Source organism: Actinomadura oligospora ATCC 43269 (genome assembly GCF_000518265.1).
Taxonomy (GTDB): domain Bacteria; phylum Actinomycetota; class Actinomycetes; order Streptosporangiales; family Streptosporangiaceae; genus Spirillospora; species Spirillospora oligospora.
Map to the genome: position 1 here is coordinate 612,561 of NZ_KI912410.1, position 23,331 is coordinate 635,891.

A 23,331-nucleotide genomic window follows, 5' to 3' on the forward strand; every position below is an offset into this window, starting at 1 on the left:
CAGGACGGAAACGATACATCGGGTAAAGGCGCGCTAACCTCCCGCGACACTCCCGCGAGCCGGGAAAGGCCGAGGCCCAGCGGCGATGCCGCTGGGCCTCGGTGATGCCGTGTGCTCGGCAGGACGACCGTCAGGCGGTCGTCACTCCTGCCACCAGTCCTCGTCGTCGTCCTCGGACTTCTTGCCCTGGGCGCCCTTCGGGGCGGGCTTGGCGCCCTGCGGCTTGGCCTGGCCGTTTCCGGACGGGCCGGACTGGCCGCCCTGCTGCGCCGGGGCCGGCTTGGGAGCGGGCTTCGGCTCGGGGGCCGGGGCGGGCGCCTTCTCGATCGCCGGGGCCTCCTCGGCGCCGCCGAGCGCCGGGCCGACGCCGCCGATGAGCTGGCGCAGCTGGTTGAGGTGGCTGGTGATGCTGTCGCGCTGGCGGGTGAGCTCGTCCACCTGGCGCTGCGCGGCGGTGCGGATCCGCTCGGCCTCGGCCTTGGTCTCGGCGAGCAGCTGCTCGGCCTGGCCCTTGGCCTCGCTGATGATCTGGTCGGAGTTCTTGCGCGCGTTCGCCATCAGCTGCTTGGCGTGCGAGTCGGCCTCGCGGCGGGTCTGCTCGGCCTGCTGGGTGGCCTTGGCCGCCCGCTGCTCGGCGGACGCGGCGCGCTGCTCGGCCTCGGCGACCAGCTTCTGGGTGGCCTGCTGGGCGGCGGCGTGGCGCTCGGCGTCCTGGCGGTCGGCCTCCTCGCGGCGGGCGGCCAGCTGGATCTCGAACTCGGCCTCGGCCTGCGCCCGCTGCGCCTCGGACTCCTCCAGGATGCGCTGCGCCTGCGCGCGCATCTCGTCGGCCTGCCGCTTGGCGGTGGTGAGGATCTCGTCGCGCTCGCGCTTGGTGGACGCCCGCAGCTGGGCGACCTCGCGCTCGGTGGTGGTGCGGAGCTTGGCGATCTCGCGCTCGGCGGCGGCGCGCTTCTCGGCGACCTCGTGGTCGGCGGTGGCGCGGAGCTTGGCGACCTCGCGCTCGGTGGTGGAGGTCAGCTCGTCGGCCTCGCGGCGGGCGGCGGTGCGCACCTCCTCGGCCTCGCGCTCGGCGGAGCCGCGCATGTCGTCGCACTCGCGCTGGGCGGTCGCGCGCAGCTCGGAGGCGTCGCTCTCGGCGGCGGCGCGCAGCTCGGCGGCCTCCACCTTGGCGGCGGCCTTGATCTCGTTGGCCTCGCTGCGGGCGGCCTGGACGAGCTCGGTGGCCTGCTCCTCGGCGAGCCGGAGCAGCTGCTCGATGCGGGCGCCGAGACCGGAGTAGGTCGGGCGCTCCTGCTCCTGCAGCTGGCGGTGCGCGTCCGACAGCTCGCGCTGGAGTTGCGAGGTCGACTCACGCGTGGTGCGGACCTCGTTGTCGAGCTGCTTGATGTGCTCGTCGACCTGGTGCCGGTCGTAGCCGCGAAGCACCACGTCGAACTCGCGCGGGGGCGTGTCTTCAAAGAAGTTGCTGAGCTGGGCGTCGATGTCGGACTGCATGTGGCTCAATCCTGGTGTGACGGGGCTACGGGCCAAGGTTCCGGGGACCGGACGATCGCCTGCTTGAGGGGCGCGCCGCCCCAGACCTCCTCCGGCGAATGAAGCGTACTCCGGGTGCTGTGCTGTTGGGGGCCCAACCGAACGGACTGGGAGGTTTGTCCTGTTTGTCCTGTGAACCCGGGAGGCCCGGTATCGCAGGGGTTCTGGCCCCGAAATGCACCAGAAGTGTCTGAACGGTTACAGCGCACCGCCCGGGACGCCCCCGAACCGCCTTGTGATATCGATCACATCACGATCTGGCAGAGCCCTCGCGGCGGCCCGTCAGTGGCCCGCCGGCGGCCCGCCCGGCGGGCTCGCGGTGGGGCCGCCAGGGGTCGCGCCGGGGCCCGGACCGGGTCAGGACGTGGCCTTCTCCACCAGCTCGGTCAGCACGCCGTGGCAGTCCTTCGGGTGCAGGAAGGTGATCCGGGAGCCGAGCGAGCCGTTCCGCGGGCTGTCGTACAGCACCCGGACGCCCTTGGCGGCGATGCCGTCCGCCTCGTCCTGGACGTCGCCGTCGGTCCCGAAGGCGATGTGGTGCACGCCCTCGCCGTTCTTCGCCAGCCACTTGGCGACGGTCGAGTCGTCCCGGATCGGGGTGATCAGCTGGATGTAGGTCGCCGCGCCGTCCCCGGTCTCGTTGATCTTGAGCATGGCCTCCCGGACGCCCTGCTCCTCGTTGGTCTCGAAGTGCGCGTCGGCGAAGCCGTAGGTCTCCCGGTAGAAGGCGACGGTGGCCTCCAGGTCGTGACAGGCGATGCCGATGTGGTCGATGCGGGTCAGCAAGGGTCCTCCCCGGGGCGAAGTGCGTTCGATCCTGCTGAGTATCGTGGCAAACGTCCCGCCTACGTTCTCGTGGAGGCCCCCTTGTCCGTCGGTTCCGTCATCGTCGCCGGTGCCCGCACCCCCATCGGGAGGCTGCTGGGCTCCCTGAAGGACTTCACCGCCGCCGACCTCGGCGCGCACGCGATCAAGGCCGCGCTGGAGCGCGCCGGGATCAGCGGGGACCAGGTCGACTACGTCATCCTCGGCCAGGTACTCCAGGCGGGCGCGGGCCAGATCCCCGCCCGGCAGGCCGCGGCCAAGGCGGGCATCCCGATGAACGTGCCCTCGATCAACGTCAACAAGGTCTGCCTGTCCGGCCTGGACGCGATCGCGCTCGCCGACCAGCTCATCCGCGCGGGCGAGTTCGACATCGTCGTCGCGGGCGGCATGGAGTCGATGACCCAGGCCCCGCACCTGCTGCCGAAGTCGCGCGGCGGCTACAAGTACGGCTCGGTCGAGGTGCTCGACCACATGGCCTACGACGCGCTCACCGACTCGTTCGAGGGCATCTCGATGGGCGAGTCCACCGAGCGGGGCAACGCCAAGCTCGGCATCTCCCGCGAGGAGCAGGACGAGTTCAGCGCCCGCTCGCACCAGCGCGCCGCCGACGCCATCAAGAACGGCCGCTTCGACGCCGAGATCGCCCCGGTCGAGATCCCGCAGCGCAAGGGCGACCCGATCGTGTTCTCCGCCGACGAGGGCGTCCGTGGCGACACCACGACCGAGACCCTCGCCCGGCTGCGCCCGTCCTTCGCCAAGGACGGCACGATCACCGCCGGGTCCGCCTCGCAGATCTCCGACGGCGCCGCGGCCGTCGTGGTGATGTCGAGGGCGAAGGCCGAGGAGCTGGGCCTCACCTGGATCGCCGAGATCGGCGCGCACGGCAACGTCGCCGGACCGGACAGCTCGCTGCACTCCCAGCCGTCCAACGCGATCAAGCACGCGCTCGGCAAGGCCGGGATGACCGTGGACGAGCTGGACCTCATCGAGATCAACGAGGCGTTCGCGTCCGTCGGCATCCAGTCCATGCGCGACCTCGGCGTCGACCCGGAGAAGGTCAACGTCGACGGCGGCGCCATCGCGGTCGGCCACCCGGTCGGCATGTCCGGCGCCCGGCTCGTCCTGCACCTGGCCTACGAGCTGAAGCGCCGCGGCGGCGGCGTCGGCGCCGCCGCCCTCTGCGGTGGCGGCGGCCAGGGCGATGCGCTGATCCTGCGCGTCCCGTCCGCCTGATCCTGTTGCAGTCGAGCCCCCGTCCGGTCCGCCGGACGGGGGCTCGCGCGCCTACTGGGCCGCCTGCTGGACGGTGATGGTCTTGAACCCCAGGGCGCGGAGCATGTTCTCCAGCATCGTCTTGGTGTTCTGGTCGGCGCGGGCCTGGAGGCCGCCGTCCCGCGCCGCCGTCTGGATCTTCTGGGCCGCGAGCACGTACAGCTGCTGCTGGTCGTTGGGGTTGGAGCTGAAGAAGTCCCCGACGCGGTCGAACAGGCCGCGCTGCGTCGAGAACACGTAGCTGCGCTTCGGATCGAGGCTGGTCGAGTCGAGCTGCGCGTGGGGGAGCCGGACGGTCGCGGCCGTCCGGTCGGAGTTCACGCTGATGGCCCCCGATCCGAGCCGGGAGAAGTCCACGTAGGCGTTCACCGTGCCCTGCCCGATGAACAGCGTGCGCCTGCCGCGCAGCGAGTTCGGGAGGTACTTGCCCTCCTTGTCCAGGTCGACGACGACCTGGAAGTCGCCGCTGGCGGCCTGGTAGCGGTGCATGTCGCGGACGGACCGCAGCAGCGCCGGGCCGCTGCGGTCCCTGGTGGTCTCGGCGAAGGGGTTCAGCCAGTGGGGGAGCAGCCGCAGGCCGTTCTGCAGGGCGATCACGGCGGCCACGGTCGCCGCGACCAGCAGCAGCGCGACCCCGATGCGCCGCCGAGGGGGTTGGTGGCCCCGGGAGGGCGCCGGGGGCGCCTCCGTCCCGGGACCGGCGTCGTCCGGTCGTGAGCGTGCCATGACCAGAACATGCCCATGACTGCGCTTTACTACCAATTGACGAATGTGGGGCTCTTCTCGGAACCGCTCAGGCGCGGGCCTCGTCGCGGTTCCGCCGCCCGCCTCAGGCGCGTTCCGAAACCGCCTCAGGCGTGGCTCTCGGCAGCTTCCTCCACCTCCAGGAGGGACGCGCTGCGCAGGTGGGCCTCGTGGGCCGCCTTGCCGCCCCGGACGCCGAACAGCCGCTTGGTGGCCACGATGTAGACGATCAGCCCGATGTTCACCACCAGCGCGCCGATCCGGACGACGGTGATCCGCTCGGTCAGCTCGTAGATCTCGATCGGCAGCCCGAACGAGGTCGCGATCACCGCGAAGTACTCGCCCCAGCGCTGCAGCAGCCACAGCCCGATGGCCTCGGTGATCTCGACGGCGGCGTACACCAGCAGGCCCACCGCCAGCCACCGCAGGGTGTCGGCGTTCAGGTCGAACACCTTCCGGAACGACTCCACGATCTTGGAGTGGTCCAGGTCCCAGCCGACCTGCCTGGCCAGCGGGCGCAGCAGGGGGATCTCCTTCTCGAAGATCCGCTGGATCGAGCCGCGGTTGGCGGCGAACCGCCACACCCCGTAGGCGGCGGCGAGCACCACCAGGCCGCGGATGACCCGCTCGACCGCGAAGAACCGCATGATGAACGCGTCACGCAGTTCCTTGCCGCGCCGGACCAGCGGGGCGTGGTCGGCCGGGCCCTCGCCGTGCGGCTCGCCGTGGATGTAGGCGCCGCAGCGCAGGCACCTCCAGGCGTCGCCGATGGGGGTCTCGGTGTGCAGCCGCAGCCGCAACCGGGTCTCGTCGGGCGCGTAGGTGATGTGTCCCTTACGCGCGCAGGTCAGCAAACTCCAGTCCACGCGGTCACCCTAGAGGTGTGGGGGGACACCGGCCGGGTTCCGGATGTGAGCAGCGCCATAGGGCCGTCCGAAACACTACGGAGGTGCCGGTACGTTAGTTCCACGTGGACATCGTTAAGACCCTGCGGATCGTTTCCGTGGCCGAGGCCGTCTCGTTCCTGGTGTTGCTTCTTGTGGCCATGCCGCTGAAGTACGGCGCCGACGCTCCGGTCGCGGTCCAGATCATGGGGCCGATCCACGGTGTCCTGTTCCTGGCCTATGTCGGCCTCGTGCTGGTCGGCCGTCAGGCCACCGGCTGGGACAACAAGCGGACGCTGCTGGCGCTCATCGCCTCGGTGCTCCCGATCGCGCCGTTCTTCGTCGAGCGGAACTGGCTCCGGCCGGTCGCCGACGCCGCGGTGCGGGCGGACGAGGCCCCGGAGCGGCAGGCGGTCTGAGCGCCGCGTCAAAAAGCTTCTGCGTGGCCGCGGCGGGTCTGGGGGGTCCTGTCGTGGCCGCGCAGAGGGTCTTCGCGCCCCCGCCGGGCGTCCTGAAAGGGATCGTCCGGCGCGGGGCGCATTCCTTTTCCGCCACTCTTCTCTGACGGCGCGGGCACCACGCCGCCGTGCCTCCAGCCCCGCTCCGGCGCCGTCCGCCCGGACGTCCCTCTCCCGGGAACCGGCCTGCGGGACGCCGACGGCCTGGGGAACGCCCTGCTCGACGGTGACGTGCCCCACGACGTCCGGCCGGACGACGCCCTCCTGCGGGGCGACGACTTCCCGTCGGACGACGACTCATCGCCTGCCGCCGACACTGACGTCCCGCCCGACGTCGACGCGCCGCCGGACGATCGTGTGGTCAAGGACACCCTCCCCGACGACGCCCTCCCCGCGGGCGCTCCGTCCGTCGTGCCGGGACGCTGCTTCACCCTCGCGAGCGTGTGCGGAGAGAAGTCGGACGAGTCGAGCGAGCACCTCCGGTAGCCCGTGAAGTGGACGCGCAGCCAGGCGCGGCGGTCCTCCTCGTCCCAGAGGCCGAAGCGGCGGGCCGCGCCGCGGTCGGAGATCACCGGGGCGGCGCCGCCGAGCAGCCACGCGTCCACGAGGGCCTCGTACTCCTGGGGCGGACGGGCCCGCCCGGCGCACGCGTTCCGGCGGATCAGGCCGTCCCGGACGTCCCGGAGCACGCCGTCGGCGAAACCGGGGCCCAGCTCGCCCGGCAGGTACAGCCGGACCAGCCCGTGCCGGACCAGCGCCGGGCCCGGCCCCGACCCCGGACGCTGCTCGACGCGTGTGAACGCGGCGGAGGTGTCCGCCAGGCGTGCCGCGAGCGGCGTCAGCGTCTCCTCCAGGGTGGGCAGCGCGGGCGCGAGCGCCGGGTGCACGCACACCCGCAGCGGCCACTCGTGGCACACGTCCGCGGCCGGGGACGCCTGGACGGCCGTCCCGTGCGTGCCGTGCAGCCGCACCGTGACCGCCCCCGTGAGGACGAGCGCCGACGCGACCCCCAGCAGCAGCGCGGACCGGCGCGTCATCCACCAGCAGTACGCGAGCGCGAGCGCCCCGGCGACCCCCACCGCCCACACCGTCTGATCCGCCAGGACGACGGGGTTCAGGCTGGTGAACAGCTCGACGCGGTGAAGCGCGGCGGGCGGGAGCAGGCTCCACCAGGACGTCCCGGGCAGCCGTGCCGCCGCCCACAGGGCCGCCGCCGCAGGGACGACCAGCGCCGTCGTGGGGCGCGGGACGAGCCGTCCGGCCAGGTAGCCCGCCGTGACGTGCAGGCCCAGCGCGGCGGACGCCGCCGTCAGGCCGAGCAGGTTCGGGTGCCCGGCCTCCTCGCGCAGCAGGGTCCGGACGACGATCACCCCGACCACCACCGCGTAGGACGCCAGCGCCACCGTGATCAGCAGGGCCAGATCGAAGAGCACGCCGGTGATCGGAGAGCGGGACGTGACGACCCGCAGGTAGTCGAGGCGCCGCTCGCGCACGCCCGCGAGGGCGGCGAACCCGGCGGTGATCGGGCCCATCACCCGCACCGCGTTCACGAGGGCGACGATGGAGTTGTCCCAGTAGGCGACCCCCGGGAGCAGGGTCGGCCAGGCGGCGGCCACGCCCGAGACGGCCAGCACCGCGGCCCCGGCCAAGGGCCTGGCCCGCCGCGCGTCCGCCCGGAGCACGCGGCTGAGGTCAGCCACCGGCCGTGCTTCCCAACGGCACCAGCCTCCTCCACACCCCAAGGCCTGCCGTCTTGTCCTTCCGGCGGCGCGCGTCGGCCTTCGGAGCGTTCTGAGCTTCGTTCCGGCGCGGTCGGTGGACGATCGCGCTGCGCATGCTCGTGCCACTCCGCGCGGGCGCGGGCGCGGCGGCTCGTGCGTACGCGCGGGGCGGGGACGCGTGGCTCACCTCGGAGACCACGGTGAGCCGTCCGCGCGCGAGCGAGAGCACCTGATCACAAATGCCCGCGAGGGCCTTCGTCGAGGACCCGGTGACAAGGACGGTCGGCGCCAGCGAACGCAACACCGGAACCAGCTCTGACAACGCGCGCGCATGAGCCGCTCCCCCCAGAGCCTCCGGATCCCGCGGACGCACCGCCGCGTCCCTGCCCGCGTCGGACGGCCCGTCGTCCTCGCCTCGGGTGAACGAGCCCAGCCGGCCGAGCAGGCGCGGCAGGGACGCCGTGTACTCCCCGCGATCGCCTTCCGGGCCGGTCCTCTCGACGAGCTCGTCCAGCGGGTCGTCCAGCAGGACGAGGTCGGGCTCGTGGACGCACGTGGCGGCGAGGCCCACGCGGAGCCGGACGTCCGGTGGCAGCAGTGCCAGTTCGGTGTCCGCCACGTCCGCCAGTTCCATGCGCCGCAGAATGCCGCGCGCGTCCGATTCCCGTGCCCGCCGGTAGTAGGCCGCATAACCCACGAATTCAGCGGCGGTGAGATGCGGTTCGCGCCAGAAGTCCGACGGCAGATAGCCGATCCTGGCGCGCACGGCGCGCAGATCTGATGTTTTCCCGGTACGGTGACCGAGGATTTCGATTTCGCCGACACTGGGTCGGCGAAGCGTCGCGAACGTGGCCAGCAATGTCGTTTTGCCCGCGCCCGGCGGACCGGCGACACCGATCAGGCCCTCAGCGATACCGAGGGCCGTCGGACGGAGGAGCCACCGCCCCCCGCGGCGGACCCCCATCCCATGGGCCACGATCGCGGAAGCGTCCGCGACCATTTCAGTTTTCCCCCCCGTTGGTTCACGAGCTCGGTTCGCGACGCCCCGGTTCCGCCCGCGACCCCCGTCGCCCGGCGGAGAGTTTCACCCGGCCGAGCAGGCCGGCTGATGAAACTCTCGTGGACGTCGAACCGTGCACGACCAGGCGACTATAACCAGTCTTGGTGATCGGCGTCAGCTCGCTTTTGCTATTGAGCTGCGGCGATCTGATTCTTTACTTTTCGTGCCGTTGTCGGATCCGTGTCGCCCGAATTCCGGACCGGTCGTCTATGTCCGCTGCTTCCCTTCGTGGGCACTCCGCGATCGGTCGCCGGACGAGGTGTCACGCGCGGCGAGGCGCGGCGGGGTGTGACGCGTGCTACAGACCGCGCGCCACGGAGTGCGCGGCGCGGGAGGCAGATCGAGTTCGCCTCCAGAGGACACCTGCGGCTGCTCATGCGACACGCGCTCTCATGCGGCAGGATGTACATATGCCTTCTCGGGACTTTTCGATGTACGGGGCCGTCGACTTGGGAGCCGTCCAGGCGGCTTCGAAGCAGCGCCAGGAACGCCAGGCGCGCGCGGCCGAGGCCGGGGACGGCGCGACCGGGGCCGCCGGTGCACCGGCGGGCGGCCCGTACGTCGTGGACGTCACCGACGAGACCTTCAACACCGAGGTCGTGGAGCGGTCGCAGGCCGTCCCGGTCCTCGTGGACTTCTGGGCGGAGTGGTGCGGGCCCTGCAAGCAGCTCGGCCCGATCCTGGAGAAACTGGCCGGGGAGGCCGCGGGCCGCTGGGTCCTCGCCAAGGTCGACATCGACGCCAACCCGCAGCTCGGCGCCTACATGCAGCAGATGGGCGTGCGCGGCATCCCGTTCGTGGCGGCGGTCGTCCAGGGGCAGCTGCTGCCGTTCCTGAACGGCGCGGCCCCCGAGGCCCAGGTCCGCCAGGCCATCGACCAGCTCTTCGAGGCGCTGGTCAAGGAGGGCCTGATCTCGGACGTCCCGGCCGGTGAGGCCCCCGCGTCGTCCGCCGAGCCGTCCGCCGACTCCACCTACGCCGCCGCCGAGGACGCCCTGCGCGCCGGGAACCTGGACGAGGCGCGCGCCGCGTTCGAGGAGATCCTCGCCCGCGACCCCCGGGACGACGAGGCCAGGCGTGGCATCGCCCTCGTCGACCTGAGCCGTCGCGTCCAGGCGCTGGACGCCCAGCAGGCGCTGCGGGACGCCGAGGCCAAGCCCGGTGACGCCAAGGCGCAGATCGACGGCGCCGACGTCGAGATGGTCTCCGGCCAGGTCGAGGCCGCGTTCGGGCGCTTGGTGTCGGCCGTCCGCCGCACCGCGGGCGACGACCGCGACGCCGTCCGCAAGCACCTTCTGACGCTGTTCGAGGTCCTCCCGCCGGATGACCCGCGCGTCGCCAAGGGCCGCCGCTCGCTGCAGAGCGCCCTCTTCTAGACGCCGTCTCCTCTCGGAGGGGACGACTTCCAGACCGGACGACGGCATGCCGCAGGGCGCGCTCCTCCGCCGCGGGGACGCGCCCTGCGCCGTCCCCGCCCGACGCTTCCGGAGCCTCTACCGCGAGCCGGGACAGAACGCACCAGTGCGACATGTTGCAGAATGCGCGTTTTTAACGCCGCAAGCACAAAGTGTCCTTCTGATCGGGGAGCGCGCGGCGAGCGCGTATCCTCATTGGCGGTGACCGCGCCCCGCCCGCCCCATGCGACGCCCTCCTCGAAGGACGCCTCGGAGTGGCGCGCTCACGCCGTCCCGGACCCGGTACACGGGCTCCGGACGGGTCGACGAACGTAGCCGGCGCGCGTAGCCGGTAGATAGGGAGCAGTGTCGTGGCCAGCGTGCCCAGCGTTTCGTACTCCATCACCGTCCGGCTGGAGGTTCCCGCCGGCGGCAAGGCCGTCAGCCAGATCACCCACGTCGTGGAGAACGCCGGGGGCATCGTGACCGCCCTCGACGTCAACACCGCCGGACACGAGACGCTGCGCATCGACGTCACCATCGCCACCCGCGACACCGAGCACGCCGAGGCGATCTCCGCCGCGCTGGAGACGATCGACGACATCAAGATCCACAAGGTCTCGGACCGGACCTTCCTGATGCACCTCGGCGGCAAGATCGAGATGCAGTCCAAGGTGCCGCTGCGCAACCGCGACGAGCTGTCCATGGCCTACACGCCGGGCGTCGCGCGGGTCTCGCTCGCGATCGCCCGCAACCCCGAGGACGTCCGGCGGCTGACGATCAAGCGCAACAGCGTCGCGGTCGTCACCGACGGCTCGGCGGTGCTCGGCCTCGGCAACATCGGCCCGGAGGCCGCGCTGCCGGTGATGGAGGGCAAGGCGGCGCTGTTCAAGCGGTTCGCCGGGATCGACGCCTGGCCGATCTGCCTCGACACCCAGGACACCGACGAGATCGTCCGGACCGTGCAGATCCTGGCGCCCGCGTTCGGCGGCATCAACCTGGAGGACATCTCCGCGCCGCGCTGCTTCGAGGTCGAGGCCAGGCTGCGTGAGCTGCTGGACATCCCGGTCTTCCACGACGACCAGCACGGCACCGCGATCTGCGTGCTCGCCGCGCTCACCAACGCGCTGCGCGTGGTCGGCAAGGACATCGGGTCCGTCCGCATCGCGATGTCCGGCGCGGGCGCGGCGGGCAGCGCGATCCTGAAGCTGCTGCTGCACGCCGGGGCCAAGAACGTGGTCGTCTGCGACTACTACGGCGCCGTCCACCTGGGCCGCACCGACCTGGACGACTCGCTCCGCTGGATCGCCGAGCACACCAACGCCGAGGGCTACAGCGGCGACCTGAAGGGCGCGGTCGCGGGCGCGGACGTGTTCGTCGGGGTGTCCGCGCCGGGCATCCTGACCGGGGACGACATCGCCGCGATGAACGACGACGCGATCGTGTTCGCGCTGGCCAACCCCGAGCCCGAGGTGTCCCCGGACGAGGCGCGCGAGCACGCCGCCGTCGTCGCCACCGGCCGCAGCGACTACCCGAACCAGATCAACAACGTGCTGGCCTTCCCCGGCGTCTTCCGCGGCCTGCTGGACGCGCAGGCCGACGGCGTCACGCAGGGCATGCTGCTCGCCGCCGCCCAGGCCCTCGCCGAGGTCGTCACGCCGGGCGAGCTGGGCCCGAACTACATCGTCCCGAGCGTCTTCCACCCGGAGGTCGCGGGACGGGTCGCGGGCGCCGTCCGCGAGGCCGCCGGAGGCCGTCCCCGCACGGAAGCCTGACCTTCCGGCCACACCGCACGAACCAGCCGAACGGCCCGGGGCGCTTTCGCCGCCCCGGGCCGTTCCGGTTCCGTCCGCCCTACTTGGCGGGCTTGCCTCCGAACATGTGGTCGCGGCGGCGCGGCCAGATGCCGCCGTACCAGAGGATGATCGCGCCGGTCACCAGGGCGCCCGCACCGGTCGCGACCCGCGCCCAGATCATGGCCGAGTCCGCGCCGGTGTGCGGCAGCTTGTTCGGCTTCTTGCCGGGCGCGGCGGCGGCGCAGTTCGCCTTGATCGCCTTCTGCTTGACGAGGCGGTGCGCGGAGTCGTTCACCACGACCAGCGTGCGCCGTCCCTGCTGCATCCTGAGCGTGCTGATCCGGGTCGCACCGGCGGCGATCTTGGCCGTGACCGGGGTGGAGTTGTCGTCCCGCTCGACCGAGTAGCCCTGCTCCTTGGAGCTCTCGTTGCGGACGGTCACCTCGACGGTCCGTCCGGGGCAGTCGACCGGACCGAACGTGACCACAAGCGGCTGCGCGCCGGTCGGAGGGGACGACGGCGTCGTCCCGTGCGTCGGCGACGCCTTGCCCTTGGTCGGCGCGCCCTTGGTCGGGGAGCCCGTCCCGCCGGACGGCGACCCGGTCGGCTCCGAGCTGGAGTTGGAGACGGGCTCGTTCGAAGCGTGGGCCCCGCCCGAGCTCCACTTCATCAGCGCCGGCACGGCGATCAGCGCTCCGATGACGAAGAAGACGGCGGCTATGACGACCCTCGGCAACTGCATCGGTGACCTCCGGCCCAGCGACCCGACGGGACCGCGCCCCGCGCACGGCCGTAATCTAGAGCATGCATAAACCCTGACCCATTTTTCTTCATATCCCCCCGGCCGGGCCCGTGTAACGGGGCAACCGGTGGGGGGATGTGCCGCCGGGGCGTGTGGCGACGCATGATGGTGCAATGGAAGACGGCATCACGGTCGGGACCCTGCTGGTGGCGACCCCCCAGCTCGACGACCCCAACTTCCGCCGCACGGTCGTGCTGGTCGTCGAGCACGACGGTGACGGCGGCACCCTCGGCGTCGTCCTCAACCGGCCGACCGAGGTGCCGGTCGACCGCGTGCTGCCGCCGTGGGCCGAGCTGGTGACCGTCCCCTCGGTGGTCTTCCAGGGCGGCCCGGTCGCGCTGGACAACGCGCTGGCCCTGGCCCGGCTGCCGGGCGAGGACGAGCCGCTCGGCTGGCGGGCGCTCGACGGCGACTCCTCGGTGGCCAGAGTCGGCCTCGTCGACCTCGACGCCCCGCCCGCGCTGCTCGCGCCCGAACTGCTCCAGCTCCGCGTCTTCGCGGGGTACGCGGGCTGGGGCGCGGGGCAACTGCTCGGCGAGATCGAGGACGGCGCCTGGTACCTGGTCTCCGCCGAGGCCGGCGACGTGTTCGCCGCCGAGCCCGAGCACCTGTGGCAGCAGGTCCTGCGCCGCCAGGCCGGCGACCTGGCGTTCGTGTCGACCTTCCCCGACGACCCCACCCTGAACTGACGGCTAAGGTGAGTGACGTGAGCACGAAGATCCTTCCCGAGAGCGACGTACGGCCGGACCTGTCGACCGGCGACGGCGACCACGAGCGGTTCGCGCACTACGTCAAGAAGGCCAAGATCACCGAGAGCGCCGTCACCGGCACGCCCGTGATCGCGCTGTGCGGCAAGGTCTGGGTGCCGAACCGCGACCCCAAGAAGTACCCGGTCTGCCCGGAGTGCAAGGAGATCTACGAGTCGATGAAGGGCGGCGGCGACAAGGGCGGCGACAAGTAGCCGCAGGCCGCGCGCGTTCTTCGCGGTGATCCCCCTGCCGGTCGTGCGACGATCGGCAGGGGGATCACGACGTTTTCCGGTACGGGTCTGTTCGGGGGAGTGACTCATGGGGCGGGGTTTCGCGCTGTCGTTGTGCGCATTGTCGGTCACGTTCGGTACGGTCGCGAGCGCGGATGGTGATGTCCGTCCGCTTGTGTCCGGTGCGTCCCGGACGGGCGCGCACAGAGAGGTCCGGACGGTCTCGGCCGTCCATCCCGCCTGCACCCGCCAGCGGCGCGCTGGGGGCCTGGGCGGGGCCGCGCGGGCGGCTCGGGGGTCGGACGGGCAGACGCTGGGGCGGAGGCGCTTCGAGGCGATGGAGGCCGATCTGGGGCGCATGCTGGTCGCGCGGTTCGGGACGTCCGACATCGCGGCGGTCGACCGGTCGGTGCGGCGGGCGGGGCCGCTGGAGGTGCCGGTCCGGGTCCACGTGCTCACCGACGGCTCCCAGGGCGCGCTGACGGACGAGGAGGTCAAGGGCCAGGTGTCCGCGCTCAACGACGCCTACGGGGGAAAGATCGGCGGCGTCGACACGACGGTCGTGTTCAAGCTGAAGGGGATCGACCGGACGAACCACGCGAACTGGTTCAGCGACCCGCAGCGGCTCGAGCAGCGGTTCAAGCGGGCCCTGCGGCACGGCGGGCCCGGCACGCTGAACCTGTACACGGCCGCCGTCGGCTCGGACGTGCTCGGGTTCTCGACGTTCCCGCAGGCCTACCGGAAGAAGCCGGTGCTGGACGGCGTCGTGATCGACTACCGGGCGATCCCCGGAGGCCGGTTCCAGCACTACGACCGGGGGTACACGGCCGTCCACGAGATCGGGCACTGGCTGGGGCTCTACCACACGTTCGAGAACGGCTGCCGTCCGCCGGGCGACTCGGTCGACGACACCCCGTACGAGGCGTCGGCGGCCGAGGCGTGTCCCGTGAGGAAGGACACCTGCCCGCAGCCCGGCGACGATCCGGTGCACAACTTCATGGACTACGCCTGGGACGACTGCATGAGCGAGTTCACCGCAGGTCAGGGGCAACGTGTGCGGGCCGTCTGGGCGGCGTACCGGGAGGGTCGGACGGAGGCCGACAGGGGACAGGCGGCGCGATCTGTCGGTCGGGATCGGTAGCCTTCGATGACCGTGAGCACCTTCGCCGCATCGAGCATGCCCCCCGCGTTCCCCGAACGGGCCGCGTGGGGGACCGCGTCGTCCCTGCGCGCCTGGCAGCAGCAGGCCCTCGAGGTCTACTTCGGGTCGGACGGAACGCAGCCCGGTCCGCGCGACTTCCTGACCGTCGCGACCCCCGGCGCGGGCAAGACGACCTTCGCCCTCCGCCTGGCTCGCGAGCTGCTGGACCGCCGCCTCGTCCAGGCCCTGACCATCATCTGCCCGACCGAGCACCTGAAGCGGCAGTGGGCCGAGTCCGCCGCCCGGGTCGGCATCAAGATCGACCCCGAGTTCCAGAACGGGCAGGGCGCGGTCGGCCGCGAGTTCCACGGCATCGCCGTGACCTACGCGACCGTCGCGGCGCGCCCGGCGCTGCACCGCAACCGCACCGAGATGAAGAAGACCCTGGTCGTCTTCGACGAGGTGCACCACGCGGGCGACGGCCTGTCCTGGGGCGACGCGGCGCGGGAGGCGTTCGAGCCCGCGACGCGGCGGCTGAGCCTGTCCGGCACGCCGTTTCGCACCGACATCAACCCGATCCCCTTCGTCCAGTACGAGGAGGGCCCGGACGGCATCCGCCGCAGCCGCGCCGACTACACCTACGGCTACGGCCCGGCGCTCGCCGACGGCGTCGTCCGGCCGGTGATCTTCCTGGCGTACTCGGGCGAGATGCGCTGGCGCACCCGGGCCGGCGACGAGCTGGCCGCGACCCTCGGCGAGCCCCTCACGCAGGACCAGATGTCCCAGGCGTGGCGCGCGGCGCTCGACCCCAAGGGCGACTGGATGAAGCACGTCCTGGCGTCCGCCGACAAGCGGCTGACCGAGTTGCGCCGCGCCATCCCCGACGCGGGCGGCCTGGTCATCGCGACCGACCACGAGGCGGCCCGCGCCTACGCCAGGACGCTGCGCGAGGTGTCCGGGCAGGGCGCGACGATCGTCCTGTCGGACGACCCGACCGCGTCCAAGAAGATCAAGGCGTTCGCCGACACCGAGGACCGCTGGATGGTCGCGGTCCGCATGGTGTCCGAGGGCGTCGACATCCCGCGCCTGGCCGTCGGCGTGTACGCGACCTCGACCAGCACGCCGCTGTTCTTCGCCCAGGCCATCGGACGGTTCGTCCGCGCCCGCAAGCGCGGCGAGACGGCGTCGGTGTTCCTGCCGTCGGTGCCGACGCTGATGGGGCACGCGGCTGAGATGGAGACCGAGCGCGACCACGTCCTCGACCGCCCCGTCCGCGAGGACGGCCTGGACGACGACCTGCTCGCCGAGGCCAACCGCGAGCGCAACACCCCGGACGTCGTCGGCGACGAACTGCCGTTCGAGACGGTCGAGGCGTCCGCGACGTTCGACCGCGTCCTGTACGACGGCGGCGAGTTCGGCATGCAGGCGCTGCCCGGCTCGGCCGAGGAGGAGGAGTTCCTCGGCATCCCCGGCCTGCTCGAGCCCGAGCAGGTCACCCAGCTGCTGCGCAAGCGCCAGGCCGAGCAGATCAAGAACGAGCGGAGCCGCAAGACCGGCGACCCGCGCGCCGACCGCACCGCCGCCGAGGACCTGCACGCCCTCCGCAAGGAGCTGAACGGCCTGGTCGGCGCCTGGAGCCACCGCACCGGCCAGCCGCACGGCGTGATCCACTCCGAGCTGCGCCGCACCTGCGGCGGTCCCGTCCTCGCCCAGGCGACCGGCGAGGACATCCGCAAGCGGATCGCGAAGATCCGCGACTGGGCCGCCCGCCGCCGCAACTGAACCCGGCGGGCCCGCCACAGCCGACACCGGGCGGGCCCGGCGCGGTCAGGGGCGGACGGCGGCGGCGATCAGGGAGACCAGGTCGTCGGCGGTCTCGGTGATGGGCAGGACGAGGATGTGCTCGTCCGGGGCCGGGCGCTCGAGGATGCGGAACTGGCCGTCGAGCATGCCCCGGCGGAAGAAGTGGGCGGACCGCTGGGCCATCCGGCGGGCGATGAGGACGCTGTCGCCGTCCAGGAAGACCGGGAGCACCTCGGGGCGGTCCTTGGTCAGCAGCGCCCGGTAGGAGCGCTTCAGGGCCGAGCAGGTGACGACGCCGGGACGGCCCACCGCGCCGTGGACGTCGATCCAGGTGCCGATGGTGCGCAGCCAGGGCATGCGGTCGGCGTCGGTGAGGGGGGTCCCGGCGCTCATCTTGGCGATGTTGGCGGCCGGGTGGAACTGGTCGGCGTCGGCGAAGTTCCACTCGAGCCGCTGGGCCAGCAACCGCCCGACCGTCGTCTTGCCGCTGCCCGCCACACCCATGACCAGCACGATCGGGGTGGCGGGCAGGGGACGTCCCCAGGCGGCGCGTGCTTGTTCGGGGGTCACGGGCGCAGCACGGGGTCTCCGGTCAGGGTGACGCCCGCCGAGCGCAGCTCGGCCAGCGCGCGGTCGGTGGTGTCCTTGGCGACGGCGGCGGTGAGGTCGAGCAGGACGCGGGTGCGCAGCCCCTGCCGGACGCCGTCCAGCGCGGTCGCCCGGACGCAGTGGTCGGTCGCGATGCCCACGACGTCCACCTCGTCCACGCCGCGCTCGCGCAGCCAGTCGCCGAGCGGCTGGGCGTCGTCGTTCAGGCCCTCGAAGCCGCTGTAGGCGGCGGCCTCGCGGCCCTTGCTGAACACCACCTCGATCGGCGCGAGGTCGAGCGCCTCGTGGAAGTCCGCGCCCGCCGTGCCGATCACGCCGTGCGGCGGCCAGGTGTTCACGAAGTCGGGCTCCTCGGAGAAGTGCTCCCCCGGATCCAGGTGGAAGTCGCGCGTCGCGACGACGTGCGCGTAGTCGCCGGCGTTCGCCTTGACGTGCGCCGAGATCGCCGCGGCGACGTCCGCGCCGCCCTTGACGGGTACCGACCCGCCCTCGCAGAAGTCGTTCTGCACGTCGATGATGAGCAGTGCCTTGGTCATGATCGCTCCTCGCTGTCCGTCCCTCTCGGGATGTTGCTACCCAGTCAGCGGCGCGGACCGCCGTCGACGAACTCGGTCGGGAGGGCGGGCTCGCCGCGGGAGAGCTGGAGGGCGGTCGCGGGGAGCTCGGCGACGGCCGCGGCGTGCCGGTCGCGGGCGGCGGCCAGCGGCTCACGGCCGACGACCTCGCCCTTGGCGACCAGGGGGATCTGGAGCAGCCGGTCACGGCCGCCGGGCTGCGGCTCGCCGGTCGTGACGACCTCGGCGCAGGCGATGCCGTGGCCGTCCAGGCGGCGCAGCGCGGACTTGCGGCCACCGCGGCTCGGCTTGCCCGTGGAACGCTTGGCGACCGGGCGCATGGGGGCGTCCGCGCCGGGCGCGTCGGCCCGCGCGACCAGCTTGTAGACCAGCGACGCGGTCGGCGCGCCGGACCCGGTGACCAGGGACGTCCCGACGCCGTAGCCGTCCACGGGAGCGGCGGCGAGGGCGGCGATGCCGTACTCGTCCAGGTCGCCGGTGACCATGATCCGGGTGCCCGTCGCGCCGAGGTCGTCCAGCAGCGCCCGGACGCGCCGGGCCATCATGCCGAGGTCGCCGCTGTCGATCCGGACCGCGCCGAGCGACGGCCCGGCCAGCTCCACCGCCGTCCGGACGGCCCGCTCGACGTCGTAGGTGTCCACGAGCAGGGTCGTCCCGTCGCCGAGCGAGTCGAGCTGGGCGCGGAACCCGTGCCGCTCGCTGTCGTGCAGCAGCGTGAAGGCGTGCGCGGCGGTCCCGGCGGTCGGCACCCCGTAGCGGCGGCCCGCCTCCAGGTTGGACGTGGTCGTGAAGCCGCAGATGTGGGCGGCGCGCGCGGCGGCGACGGCGGCGATCTCGTGCGTCCGCCGCGAGCCCATCTCGATCATCGGACGGCCCCCGGCGGCGACCGCCATCCGGGACGCCGCCGACGCGATCGCGCAGTCGTGGTTGAGGATCGACAGGATCACGGTCTCCAGCATCACCGCCTCCGCGAACGTCCCCTCCACGGTGAGGATCGGGGAGTTCGGGAAGTAGCAGTCGCCCTCGGCGTAGCCCCGGATGTCGCCGGTGAAGCGGAAGCCCGCGAGCCACTCGGCGGTCGGCTCGTCCACCACGTCCCGCTCCCGGAGGAACGCGATCGCGTCGGCGTCGAACCGGAACGCCTCCACCGCGTCCAGCAGCCGCCCGGTGCCCGCGACCACGCCGTAGCGGCGTCCGGCGGGCAGGCTGCGGGCGAACACCTCGAACACCGCCCGGCGCTCGGCCGTGCCCGACCGCAGCGCGGCCTTGAGCATGGTCAGCTCGTACTGGTCGGTGAGCAACGCGGTCGTACCGGACATACCGGTCGTGCCGAAACTTCCCTGGTTCACAGCGCAAACCCTACTGAGCGGCGGGAACGCCGTGGTGGCCGGAGGCGTCCCACGCGGGCCCGCGGGATGACCGGAACGGGGAAACGGACGTGACGTCTGTGACGAATGTGGTCCGAGTGGTCCAGAGGGAGCGGAGGTGACACGGGGGCGTGCTCCCCGTACGGAGGCCGCACGAACTAGCATTCGTGGAGAGGGGCGGCCATCTGGACCGGGGGAGAGGAAGACGGCGAGCCATGAGCAGTGCACCCGCACCGGTCGAACTCGACCGGCCGGACATCGCCGAGGACGTGGCCTCGGACCGGCCCTGGCTGGCGATCGTGTGGAACGACCCGATCAACCTCATGTCCTACGTGACGTACGTGTTCCAGGCCGTCTTCGGTTATCCGAAGGTCAAGGCCGAGAAACTGATGATGGACGTCCACCACAAGGGCCGCGCGGTGGTCGCGAGCGGCACCCGCGAGGAGATGGAGCGGGACGTGGAGATCCTGCACTCCTACGGCCTGTGGGCGACCGTGAGACGGGACGACTGATGAAGGTGCGCAAGGGACGGGGCGGAACCGTCCGGATCCGGTTCGAACCGGAGGAGGCCGCGCTCGTCCGGACGTTGATGGAGCAGATGCTCGACCTGCTCGGCGATCCGCCCGGCGCGGACGACGAGCTGGCCGCCGTCGGGATCACCGACCGGGCCACCACGCCCGACGATCCGGTCCTGGCCCGGCTGTTCCCCGACGCCTACCGCGACGACGGCGAGGCCGCCGGGGAGTTCCGCCGCTACACCGAGATGGGACTACGGGACGGCAAGCGCGAGGCCGCCGGGATCGTCCTGGCCACCCTCGCGGACGCCTTCGGCGCGCCCGGGACGTCCGGCGACGACGCGTCCGGGCCGCTCGCCGGGATCGAGGGCGGATCGCCCGCGGAGGTCGAGCTGACCACCGAGCACGCGCAGGCGTGGCTGCGGGCGCTGAACGATGTTCGGCTGGCGCTCGGCACGCGGCTCGACATCTCCGAGGAGTGGTACGAGGAGGCCGAGCGCCTCGACCCGTCCGACCCGCGGATGCCGATGTACGCCGCCTACGACTGGCTCACGATGCTTCAGGAAAGCCTCGTCCAGGCCGTCTGGCAGGGCTAGTTTGGCGGGGTAGGGCGAGCTCGACGGCGGACCCGGATCCTTTTCCCGTTTCCCGGCACCGCCGCCCCGACCCCGGGAGGCGTGTCCATGTCCACGCTGGGAGACGACGGCCTGCCGCTGCCCGCGGCCGGTCCGGACGCCGTGTCCGGTTCAGGCGCGATGCGCCGACCTGCCGAGGCCGGTGCCACCGCTGATGCGGCAGCCGATGCCGAGGCCGTGGCCGTGGCGGTCGGCGAGATGCGGTTCGGCGACCACCTCGCGCTCGCCTTCACCGGTGACGAGGAACGGTACGCGGTGCTCGCCGCCTACGTCCGGGACGGCCTGCGCCGCGACCACAAGATCATCTACCTCGCCGACCAGGAGGACGCGGACGCCGTCCTGGACCGGCTCGCCGCCGCCCCCGCCTTCGCCGAGGCGGACGTGGACGTGCGCGAGGCCGCCGCGGACGGGCGGCTGGCGCCGCGTCCGGTGATCGAGGCGTTCATGGCGTCCGGGCGGTTCGACCCGGACGGGACGGTCGAGCTGCTCGGCGCGGAGATCGAACTCGCGCTCGTCCAGGGGTACCGGGGCGTCCGGATCACCGGCGAGACCTCGTTCTCGCTGCGCGGATGGCCCGGCACCGAGCGGTTCCGCGAGTTCGAGCACAAGTGCCAGGGGGCGTTCCGCGCGCCCGGCTCCCGCGCGATGGCGATCTGCCAGTACGACCGCCGCTGGTTCGGCGACGAGCAGCTGAGGCTGCTGCTGGCCTGCCACGACGGCCTCGTCCGCGTGGACGACCTGCACGACGACGGCGTCCTGCGGATCACCCCGACCTTCACCCCGCCCGGCCTGGCCCTGTCCGGCGCGGTCGACGAGTCCACGCTGCCCGCCCTGCGGACCGCCCTGGCCGTCGCCGCCCGCCGCGACGGCCACCTCTGCCTGGACCTGTCCGGCCTGGCGTTCTGCGACACCGAGGGCCTGCGCGCGATGCTCGAGACCCGCACGTCGGGCGACGGCCTGGACCGCCAGGTCGTCCTCCGGTCCGTCCCCGGCTACCTGGCCCTGATGCTCCGCATCGCCGGCTGGGACCGGCTTCCCGGCGTGTTCGTGGAGGAGGCGGCGACATGACGGGCGGCGCGCCCACCCCGGCTCCCTCCCCGCGGCATGGCGAGCCCCTCACGAACGACGAGCCCCTCACGAACGGCGAGCCCCTCACGAATGACGAGCCCCTCACGAATGACGAGCCCCTCACGAACGACGGTCCGGCGGACGACGACTTCGGACGCCGCCCGTCCCGTGGCCGTCTCCGGCACCGCGCGCTCCTCTACGCCTCGGATGAGGAGTTCCGCGAGATCGCCCTCGCCTACCTCGCCGACGGCGCCGCCGCCGGGGACGTCCTGGTCGCGATCCTCCCCGAGGCGCGCCGCCGCCTGCTGTTCGCCGCCCCCGGCGACGCGGCGGAGGGCCTCGGGGAGATCGAGATCCTGGACGCGTCCGACTGGTACGGCGGCCCGACCAGGACCATCGCGTCCTTCCACGAGCGGGGACGCACCGGCTGGTGGGGCCGCGGGCGGCTGCGCGTCCTCACCGAGCCGCCCTGGGAGGGCCGGAGCCCGCTGGAGATCGTCGAGTGGCAGCGGCACGAGTCGCTGCTGAACGTCGCCTTCGCGGCCACTCCGACCCTGCTGACCTGCGCCTACGACATCCGGGCCGTCTCCGGGGACGTCCTGGCCGGGGCCGCCCGCACCCATCCGGCCTTCACGGACGCGGCGGGGGAGTGGCCCAGCCCCTCCTACACCGACCCGGCCGCCTTCTACGCCGAGTGCAACCGGAGCCCGCTCGGCCCGCCGCCCCTGGCCGCCGAGCACCGCCGGTTCTGCACCGGGCAGCTCCCGGACGTCCGGCGGTTCCTGTCCGGCCGGGCGGAGCGGCACGGCCTGCCGCCCGACCGCCGCCTGCCGTTCCTGCTGGCCGCCAACGAGGTCGCGACCGCCGTCATCCGCAACGGCGGCGGACGGGGCGACCTGTGGGTCTGGGCGACCGCCGACGAGCTGGTGTGCGAGCTCGCCGACCCCGCCGCCCGCGTCGAGGACCGTTTCCTCGGCCACATCCCGCCGCGTCTCGACCGTCCGACCGAGGCGGCCATGTGGGCCGTCCGCTGCCTGTGCCACATCGTCGAGATCCGCTCCGACGCCCGGTCCGGAACGCGGATCCGGCTGCACGTCCGCCTGGACGCCCCGGACGCCCCGGTCACCCAGGGGTGACACGGTCCGGCGGACGGTCGCCGGGTAGCCTTCGGCGCATGTTGACGATCGAGCGCGCCCTGGTTGACAAGATCGTCGCGCACGCGCGCGCGGACCACCCGGACGAGGCGTGCGGCGTGGTCGCCGGCCCCGCCGGGTCGGACCGTCCGGCCAGGTTCGTCGCCATGACCAACGCCGAGCGCTCGCCGACCTTCTACCGCTTCGACTCGATGGAGCAGCTCAGGGTCTGGCGGGAGATGGACGACCGCGACGAGGAACCCGTCGTGATCTACCACTCCCACACCGCCACCGAGGCCTACCCCTCGCGCACCGACGTGTCCTACGCCTCCGAGCCGAACGCCCACTACGTGCTCGTGTCCACCCGGGACGCCGAGGACGTGGAGTTCCGCTCGTACCGCATCGTGGACGGCGTGGTGACCGAGGAGGAGGTCACCGTGGTGGAGAGCGACTCCGCCGAGGGCCGCCAGGCCACCGAGAGCCACTGACGGCCACCGAGAGCCATCAGGCCCCGGAGAGCTACCAACAGGTAAAATGAGCGCTATGTGGACGACGAGCCTCCCCCGGACCGGGGACGGCGCGGTGCCCCCCGTGCAGAGCTTTCTGTTCGGGCACTCGCGCGCCGAGGTCGTCTACGACTGTCCGCCCTCGCATCTCCTCCCCGAATGACCCAGCGCCCCGTCCGGCCGTCCTGCCGCGCGACGGGGTCCGCCAAGCACGACACAAGGAGACTTTCGCGATGGCGATCGAGGTTCGGATTCCCACCATCCTCCGCACCCTCACCGACGGCTCGAAGGCCGTCGAGGGCAAGGGCGGCACGCTCGACGAGCTGTTCAGCGACCTGGACGCCCGCCACCCCGGCCTGCGGGCCCGGCTGGTCGAGGGCGGAAAGCTGCGCAGGTTCGTCAACGTCTACCTGAACGACGAGGACGTGCGCTTCCTCGGCGGGCTCGAGACCGAGGTCTCGGACGGCGACAACGTCACCATCCTGCCGGCCGTCGCCGGCGGCTGACC

25 protein-coding genes are annotated in these 23,331 nt (G+C 72.4%); 15 read left to right on the forward strand and 10 right to left on the reverse strand.

Translation table 11 applies throughout. The features are described 5' to 3' along the window. Positions 1 to 141 precede the first annotated feature (141 nt). Positions 142 to 1,497: a DivIVA domain-containing protein gene (locus tag P696_RS0134445; RefSeq protein WP_026415890.1), complete on the reverse strand. Its 1,356-nt coding sequence runs from the start codon at positions 1,495 to 1,497 to the stop codon at positions 142 to 144. 396 nt (positions 1,498 to 1,893) lie between these two features. Next, positions 1,894 to 2,322, reverse strand: a complete 429-nt coding sequence (mce, locus tag P696_RS0134450; protein ID WP_026415891.1) for a methylmalonyl-CoA epimerase — start codon at positions 2,320 to 2,322, stop codon at positions 1,894 to 1,896. 81 nt (positions 2,323 to 2,403) lie between these two features. Here mce and P696_RS0134455 point away from each other — a divergent pair, with 81 nt between their 5' ends. Next, a complete protein-coding gene (locus P696_RS0134455) occupies positions 2,404 to 3,594 on the forward strand; it encodes an acetyl-CoA C-acetyltransferase (protein ID WP_026415892.1) in 1,191 nt (396 codons plus the stop codon). A gap of 51 nt (positions 3,595 to 3,645) precedes the next feature. On the opposite strand, the gene P696_RS50015 is transcribed toward P696_RS0134455, so the two are convergent. Together P696_RS50015 and P696_RS0134465 are read right to left on the reverse strand one after the other, a co-directional pair. Beyond that, positions 3,646 to 4,359 (reverse strand): DUF4230 domain-containing protein, encoded by a 714-nt coding sequence (locus P696_RS50015; RefSeq protein WP_084338624.1) that lies wholly within the window; start codon positions 4,357 to 4,359, stop codon positions 3,646 to 3,648. 125 nt (positions 4,360 to 4,484) lie between these two features. Next, positions 4,485 to 5,243 carry a DUF2127 domain-containing protein gene (locus P696_RS0134465; RefSeq protein WP_026415893.1) on the reverse strand — a complete coding sequence of 253 codons (759 nt, stop codon included), beginning with the start codon at positions 5,241 to 5,243 and terminating at the stop codon, positions 4,485 to 4,487. Positions 5,244 to 5,347: 104 nt separating this feature from the next. On the opposite strand from P696_RS0134465, the gene P696_RS50020 reads away from it, so the two are divergent. Continuing rightward, a complete protein-coding gene (locus P696_RS50020) occupies positions 5,348 to 5,680 on the forward strand; it encodes a DUF3817 domain-containing protein (protein WP_051468501.1) in 333 nt (110 codons plus the stop codon). Between the two features lie 8 nt (positions 5,681 to 5,688). Here P696_RS50020 and P696_RS50025 read toward each other — a convergent pair whose 3' ends face one another. After that, a complete protein-coding gene (locus tag P696_RS50025) occupies positions 5,689 to 7,419 on the reverse strand; it encodes a hypothetical protein (RefSeq protein WP_064744186.1) in 1,731 nt (576 codons plus the stop codon). Beyond that, positions 7,412 to 8,440: an ATP-binding cassette domain-containing protein gene (locus tag P696_RS58500; RefSeq protein ID WP_051468502.1), complete on the reverse strand. Its 1,029-nt coding sequence runs from the start codon at positions 8,438 to 8,440 to the stop codon at positions 7,412 to 7,414. Before P696_RS58500 ends, P696_RS50025 begins: the two co-directional genes overlap by 8 nt. 470 nt (positions 8,441 to 8,910) lie before the next feature. On the opposite strand from P696_RS58500, the gene P696_RS0134485 reads away from it, so the two are divergent. Further along, entirely contained in the window at positions 8,911 to 9,876 is a 966-nt protein-coding gene (locus P696_RS0134485) for a tetratricopeptide repeat protein (protein WP_026415894.1), read from the forward strand. Between the two features lie 389 nt (positions 9,877 to 10,265). Beyond that, positions 10,266 to 11,669 carry an NAD-dependent malic enzyme gene (locus P696_RS0134490; protein ID WP_026415895.1) on the forward strand — a complete coding sequence of 468 codons (1,404 nt, stop codon included), beginning with the start codon at positions 10,266 to 10,268 and terminating at the stop codon, positions 11,667 to 11,669. A 79-nt stretch (positions 11,670 to 11,748) separates the two neighbouring features. On the opposite strand, the gene P696_RS0134495 is transcribed toward P696_RS0134490, so the two are convergent. Then, on the reverse strand, positions 11,749 to 12,432 hold the full coding sequence (locus P696_RS0134495) for a hypothetical protein (RefSeq protein ID WP_026415896.1): 684 nt from the start codon (positions 12,430 to 12,432) through the stop codon (positions 11,749 to 11,751). Positions 12,433 to 12,605: 173 nt separating this feature from the next. Between P696_RS0134495 and P696_RS0134500 the strand changes: the two genes are divergently transcribed. From P696_RS0134500 to P696_RS0134515, 4 genes are all read left to right on the forward strand, one after another. Continuing rightward, positions 12,606 to 13,181: a YqgE/AlgH family protein gene (locus P696_RS0134500; RefSeq protein ID WP_026415897.1), complete on the forward strand. Its 576-nt coding sequence runs from the start codon at positions 12,606 to 12,608 to the stop codon at positions 13,179 to 13,181. A 17-nt stretch (positions 13,182 to 13,198) separates the two neighbouring features. Next, on the forward strand, positions 13,199 to 13,453 hold the full coding sequence (locus P696_RS0134505; protein WP_026415898.1) for a DUF3039 domain-containing protein: 255 nt from the start codon (positions 13,199 to 13,201) through the stop codon (positions 13,451 to 13,453). A 355-nt stretch (positions 13,454 to 13,808) separates the two neighbouring features. Beyond that, a complete protein-coding gene (locus tag P696_RS50035) occupies positions 13,809 to 14,612 on the forward strand; it encodes a zinc metalloprotease (protein WP_051468503.1) in 804 nt (267 codons plus the stop codon). 36 nt (positions 14,613 to 14,648) lie between these two features. Continuing rightward, positions 14,649 to 16,394, forward strand: a complete 1,746-nt coding sequence (locus P696_RS0134515; RefSeq protein ID WP_051468655.1) for a DEAD/DEAH box helicase — start codon at positions 14,649 to 14,651, stop codon at positions 16,392 to 16,394. A gap of 45 nt (positions 16,395 to 16,439) precedes the next feature. Here the strand turns inward: P696_RS0134515 and P696_RS0134520 are convergent, their stop codons facing one another. From P696_RS0134520 to P696_RS0134530, 3 genes are read right to left on the reverse strand one after another with little or no spacing between them, the layout of a single operon-like run. Then, positions 16,440 to 16,985, reverse strand: a complete 546-nt coding sequence (locus tag P696_RS0134520) for a gluconokinase (protein WP_245627927.1) — start codon at positions 16,983 to 16,985, stop codon at positions 16,440 to 16,442. Continuing rightward, positions 16,982 to 17,560, reverse strand: coding sequence for an isochorismatase family protein (locus P696_RS0134525; protein ID WP_026415901.1), 579 nt, complete (start codon positions 17,558 to 17,560; stop codon positions 16,982 to 16,984). Before P696_RS0134525 ends, P696_RS0134520 begins: the two co-directional genes overlap by 4 nt. A 44-nt stretch (positions 17,561 to 17,604) precedes the next feature. Continuing rightward, positions 17,605 to 18,918, reverse strand: a complete 1,314-nt coding sequence (locus P696_RS0134530) for a nicotinate phosphoribosyltransferase (RefSeq protein WP_026415902.1) — start codon at positions 18,916 to 18,918, stop codon at positions 17,605 to 17,607. Positions 18,919 to 19,181: 263 nt separating this feature from the next. Between P696_RS0134530 and clpS the strand changes: the two genes are divergently transcribed. The 7 genes from clpS to P696_RS0134565 all read left to right on the forward strand — a co-directional run bounded on the left by clpS (position 19,182) and on the right by P696_RS0134565 (position 23,329). Beyond that, entirely contained in the window at positions 19,182 to 19,478 is a 297-nt protein-coding gene (clpS, locus tag P696_RS0134535) for an ATP-dependent Clp protease adapter ClpS (protein ID WP_026415903.1), read from the forward strand. After that, entirely contained in the window at positions 19,478 to 20,077 is a 600-nt protein-coding gene (locus P696_RS0134540; protein WP_034488332.1) for a DUF2017 domain-containing protein, read from the forward strand. Before clpS ends, P696_RS0134540 begins: the two co-directional genes overlap by 1 nt. Positions 20,078 to 20,164: 87 nt before the next feature. Next, positions 20,165 to 21,184: an MEDS domain-containing protein gene (locus tag P696_RS0134545; protein ID WP_026415905.1), complete on the forward strand. Its 1,020-nt coding sequence runs from the start codon at positions 20,165 to 20,167 to the stop codon at positions 21,182 to 21,184. Beyond that, entirely contained in the window at positions 21,181 to 22,320 is a 1,140-nt protein-coding gene (locus P696_RS50040) for a sensor histidine kinase (RefSeq protein ID WP_051468504.1), read from the forward strand. Before P696_RS0134545 ends, P696_RS50040 begins: the two co-directional genes overlap by 4 nt. A 38-nt stretch (positions 22,321 to 22,358) precedes the next feature. After that, on the forward strand, positions 22,359 to 22,805 hold the full coding sequence (locus tag P696_RS0134555) for a M67 family metallopeptidase (RefSeq protein ID WP_026415906.1): 447 nt from the start codon (positions 22,359 to 22,361) through the stop codon (positions 22,803 to 22,805). 55 nt (positions 22,806 to 22,860) lie between these two features. Further along, positions 22,861 to 22,986: a hypothetical protein gene (locus P696_RS58940; protein WP_281175017.1), complete on the forward strand. Its 126-nt coding sequence runs from the start codon at positions 22,861 to 22,863 to the stop codon at positions 22,984 to 22,986. A gap of 70 nt (positions 22,987 to 23,056) precedes the next feature. Beyond that, positions 23,057 to 23,329, forward strand: coding sequence for a MoaD/ThiS family protein (locus P696_RS0134565; protein WP_026415907.1), 273 nt, complete (start codon positions 23,057 to 23,059; stop codon positions 23,327 to 23,329). The last annotated feature ends 2 nt before the right edge of the window (positions 23,330 to 23,331 follow it).

What these genes read in the sequence shown, in the direction of transcription:
- P696_RS0134445 (WP_026415890.1), bottom strand. Translation starts at nt 1,497, where the DNA reads ATGCAGTCCGACATCGACGCCCAGCTCAGCAACTTCTTTGAAGACACG.
- P696_RS50015 (WP_084338624.1), bottom strand. Translation starts at nt 4,359, where the DNA reads ATGGCACGCTCACGACCGGACGACGCCGGTCCCGGGACGGAGGCGCCC.
- P696_RS58500 (WP_051468502.1), bottom strand. Translation starts at nt 8,440, where the DNA reads ATGGTCGCGGACGCTTCCGCGATCGTGGCCCATGGGATGGGGGTCCGC.
- P696_RS0134485 (WP_026415894.1), top strand. Translation starts at nt 8,911, where the DNA reads ATGCCTTCTCGGGACTTTTCGATGTACGGGGCCGTCGACTTGGGAGCC.
- P696_RS0134495 (WP_026415896.1), bottom strand. Translation starts at nt 12,432, where the DNA reads ATGCAGTTGCCGAGGGTCGTCATAGCCGCCGTCTTCTTCGTCATCGGA.
- P696_RS0134500 (WP_026415897.1), top strand. Translation starts at nt 12,606, where the DNA reads ATGGAAGACGGCATCACGGTCGGGACCCTGCTGGTGGCGACCCCCCAG.
- P696_RS50035 (WP_051468503.1), top strand. Translation starts at nt 13,809, where the DNA reads ATGGAGGCCGATCTGGGGCGCATGCTGGTCGCGCGGTTCGGGACGTCC.
- P696_RS0134515 (WP_051468655.1), top strand. Translation starts at nt 14,649, where the DNA reads ATGCCCCCCGCGTTCCCCGAACGGGCCGCGTGGGGGACCGCGTCGTCC.
- P696_RS0134525 (WP_026415901.1), bottom strand. Translation starts at nt 17,560, where the DNA reads ATGACCAAGGCACTGCTCATCATCGACGTGCAGAACGACTTCTGCGAG.
- P696_RS0134530 (WP_026415902.1), bottom strand. Translation starts at nt 18,918, where the DNA reads ATGTCCGGTACGACCGCGTTGCTCACCGACCAGTACGAGCTGACCATG.
- clpS (WP_026415903.1), top strand. Translation starts at nt 19,182, where the DNA reads ATGAGCAGTGCACCCGCACCGGTCGAACTCGACCGGCCGGACATCGCC.
- P696_RS0134540 (WP_034488332.1), top strand. Translation starts at nt 19,478, where the DNA reads ATGAAGGTGCGCAAGGGACGGGGCGGAACCGTCCGGATCCGGTTCGAA.
- P696_RS0134545 (WP_026415905.1), top strand. Translation starts at nt 20,165, where the DNA reads ATGTCCACGCTGGGAGACGACGGCCTGCCGCTGCCCGCGGCCGGTCCG.
- P696_RS50040 (WP_051468504.1), top strand. Translation starts at nt 21,181, where the DNA reads ATGACGGGCGGCGCGCCCACCCCGGCTCCCTCCCCGCGGCATGGCGAG.
- P696_RS0134555 (WP_026415906.1), top strand. Translation starts at nt 22,359, where the DNA reads ATGTTGACGATCGAGCGCGCCCTGGTTGACAAGATCGTCGCGCACGCG.
- P696_RS58940 (WP_281175017.1), top strand. Translation starts at nt 22,861, where the DNA reads ATGTGGACGACGAGCCTCCCCCGGACCGGGGACGGCGCGGTGCCCCCC.
- P696_RS0134565 (WP_026415907.1), top strand. Translation starts at nt 23,057, where the DNA reads ATGGCGATCGAGGTTCGGATTCCCACCATCCTCCGCACCCTCACCGAC.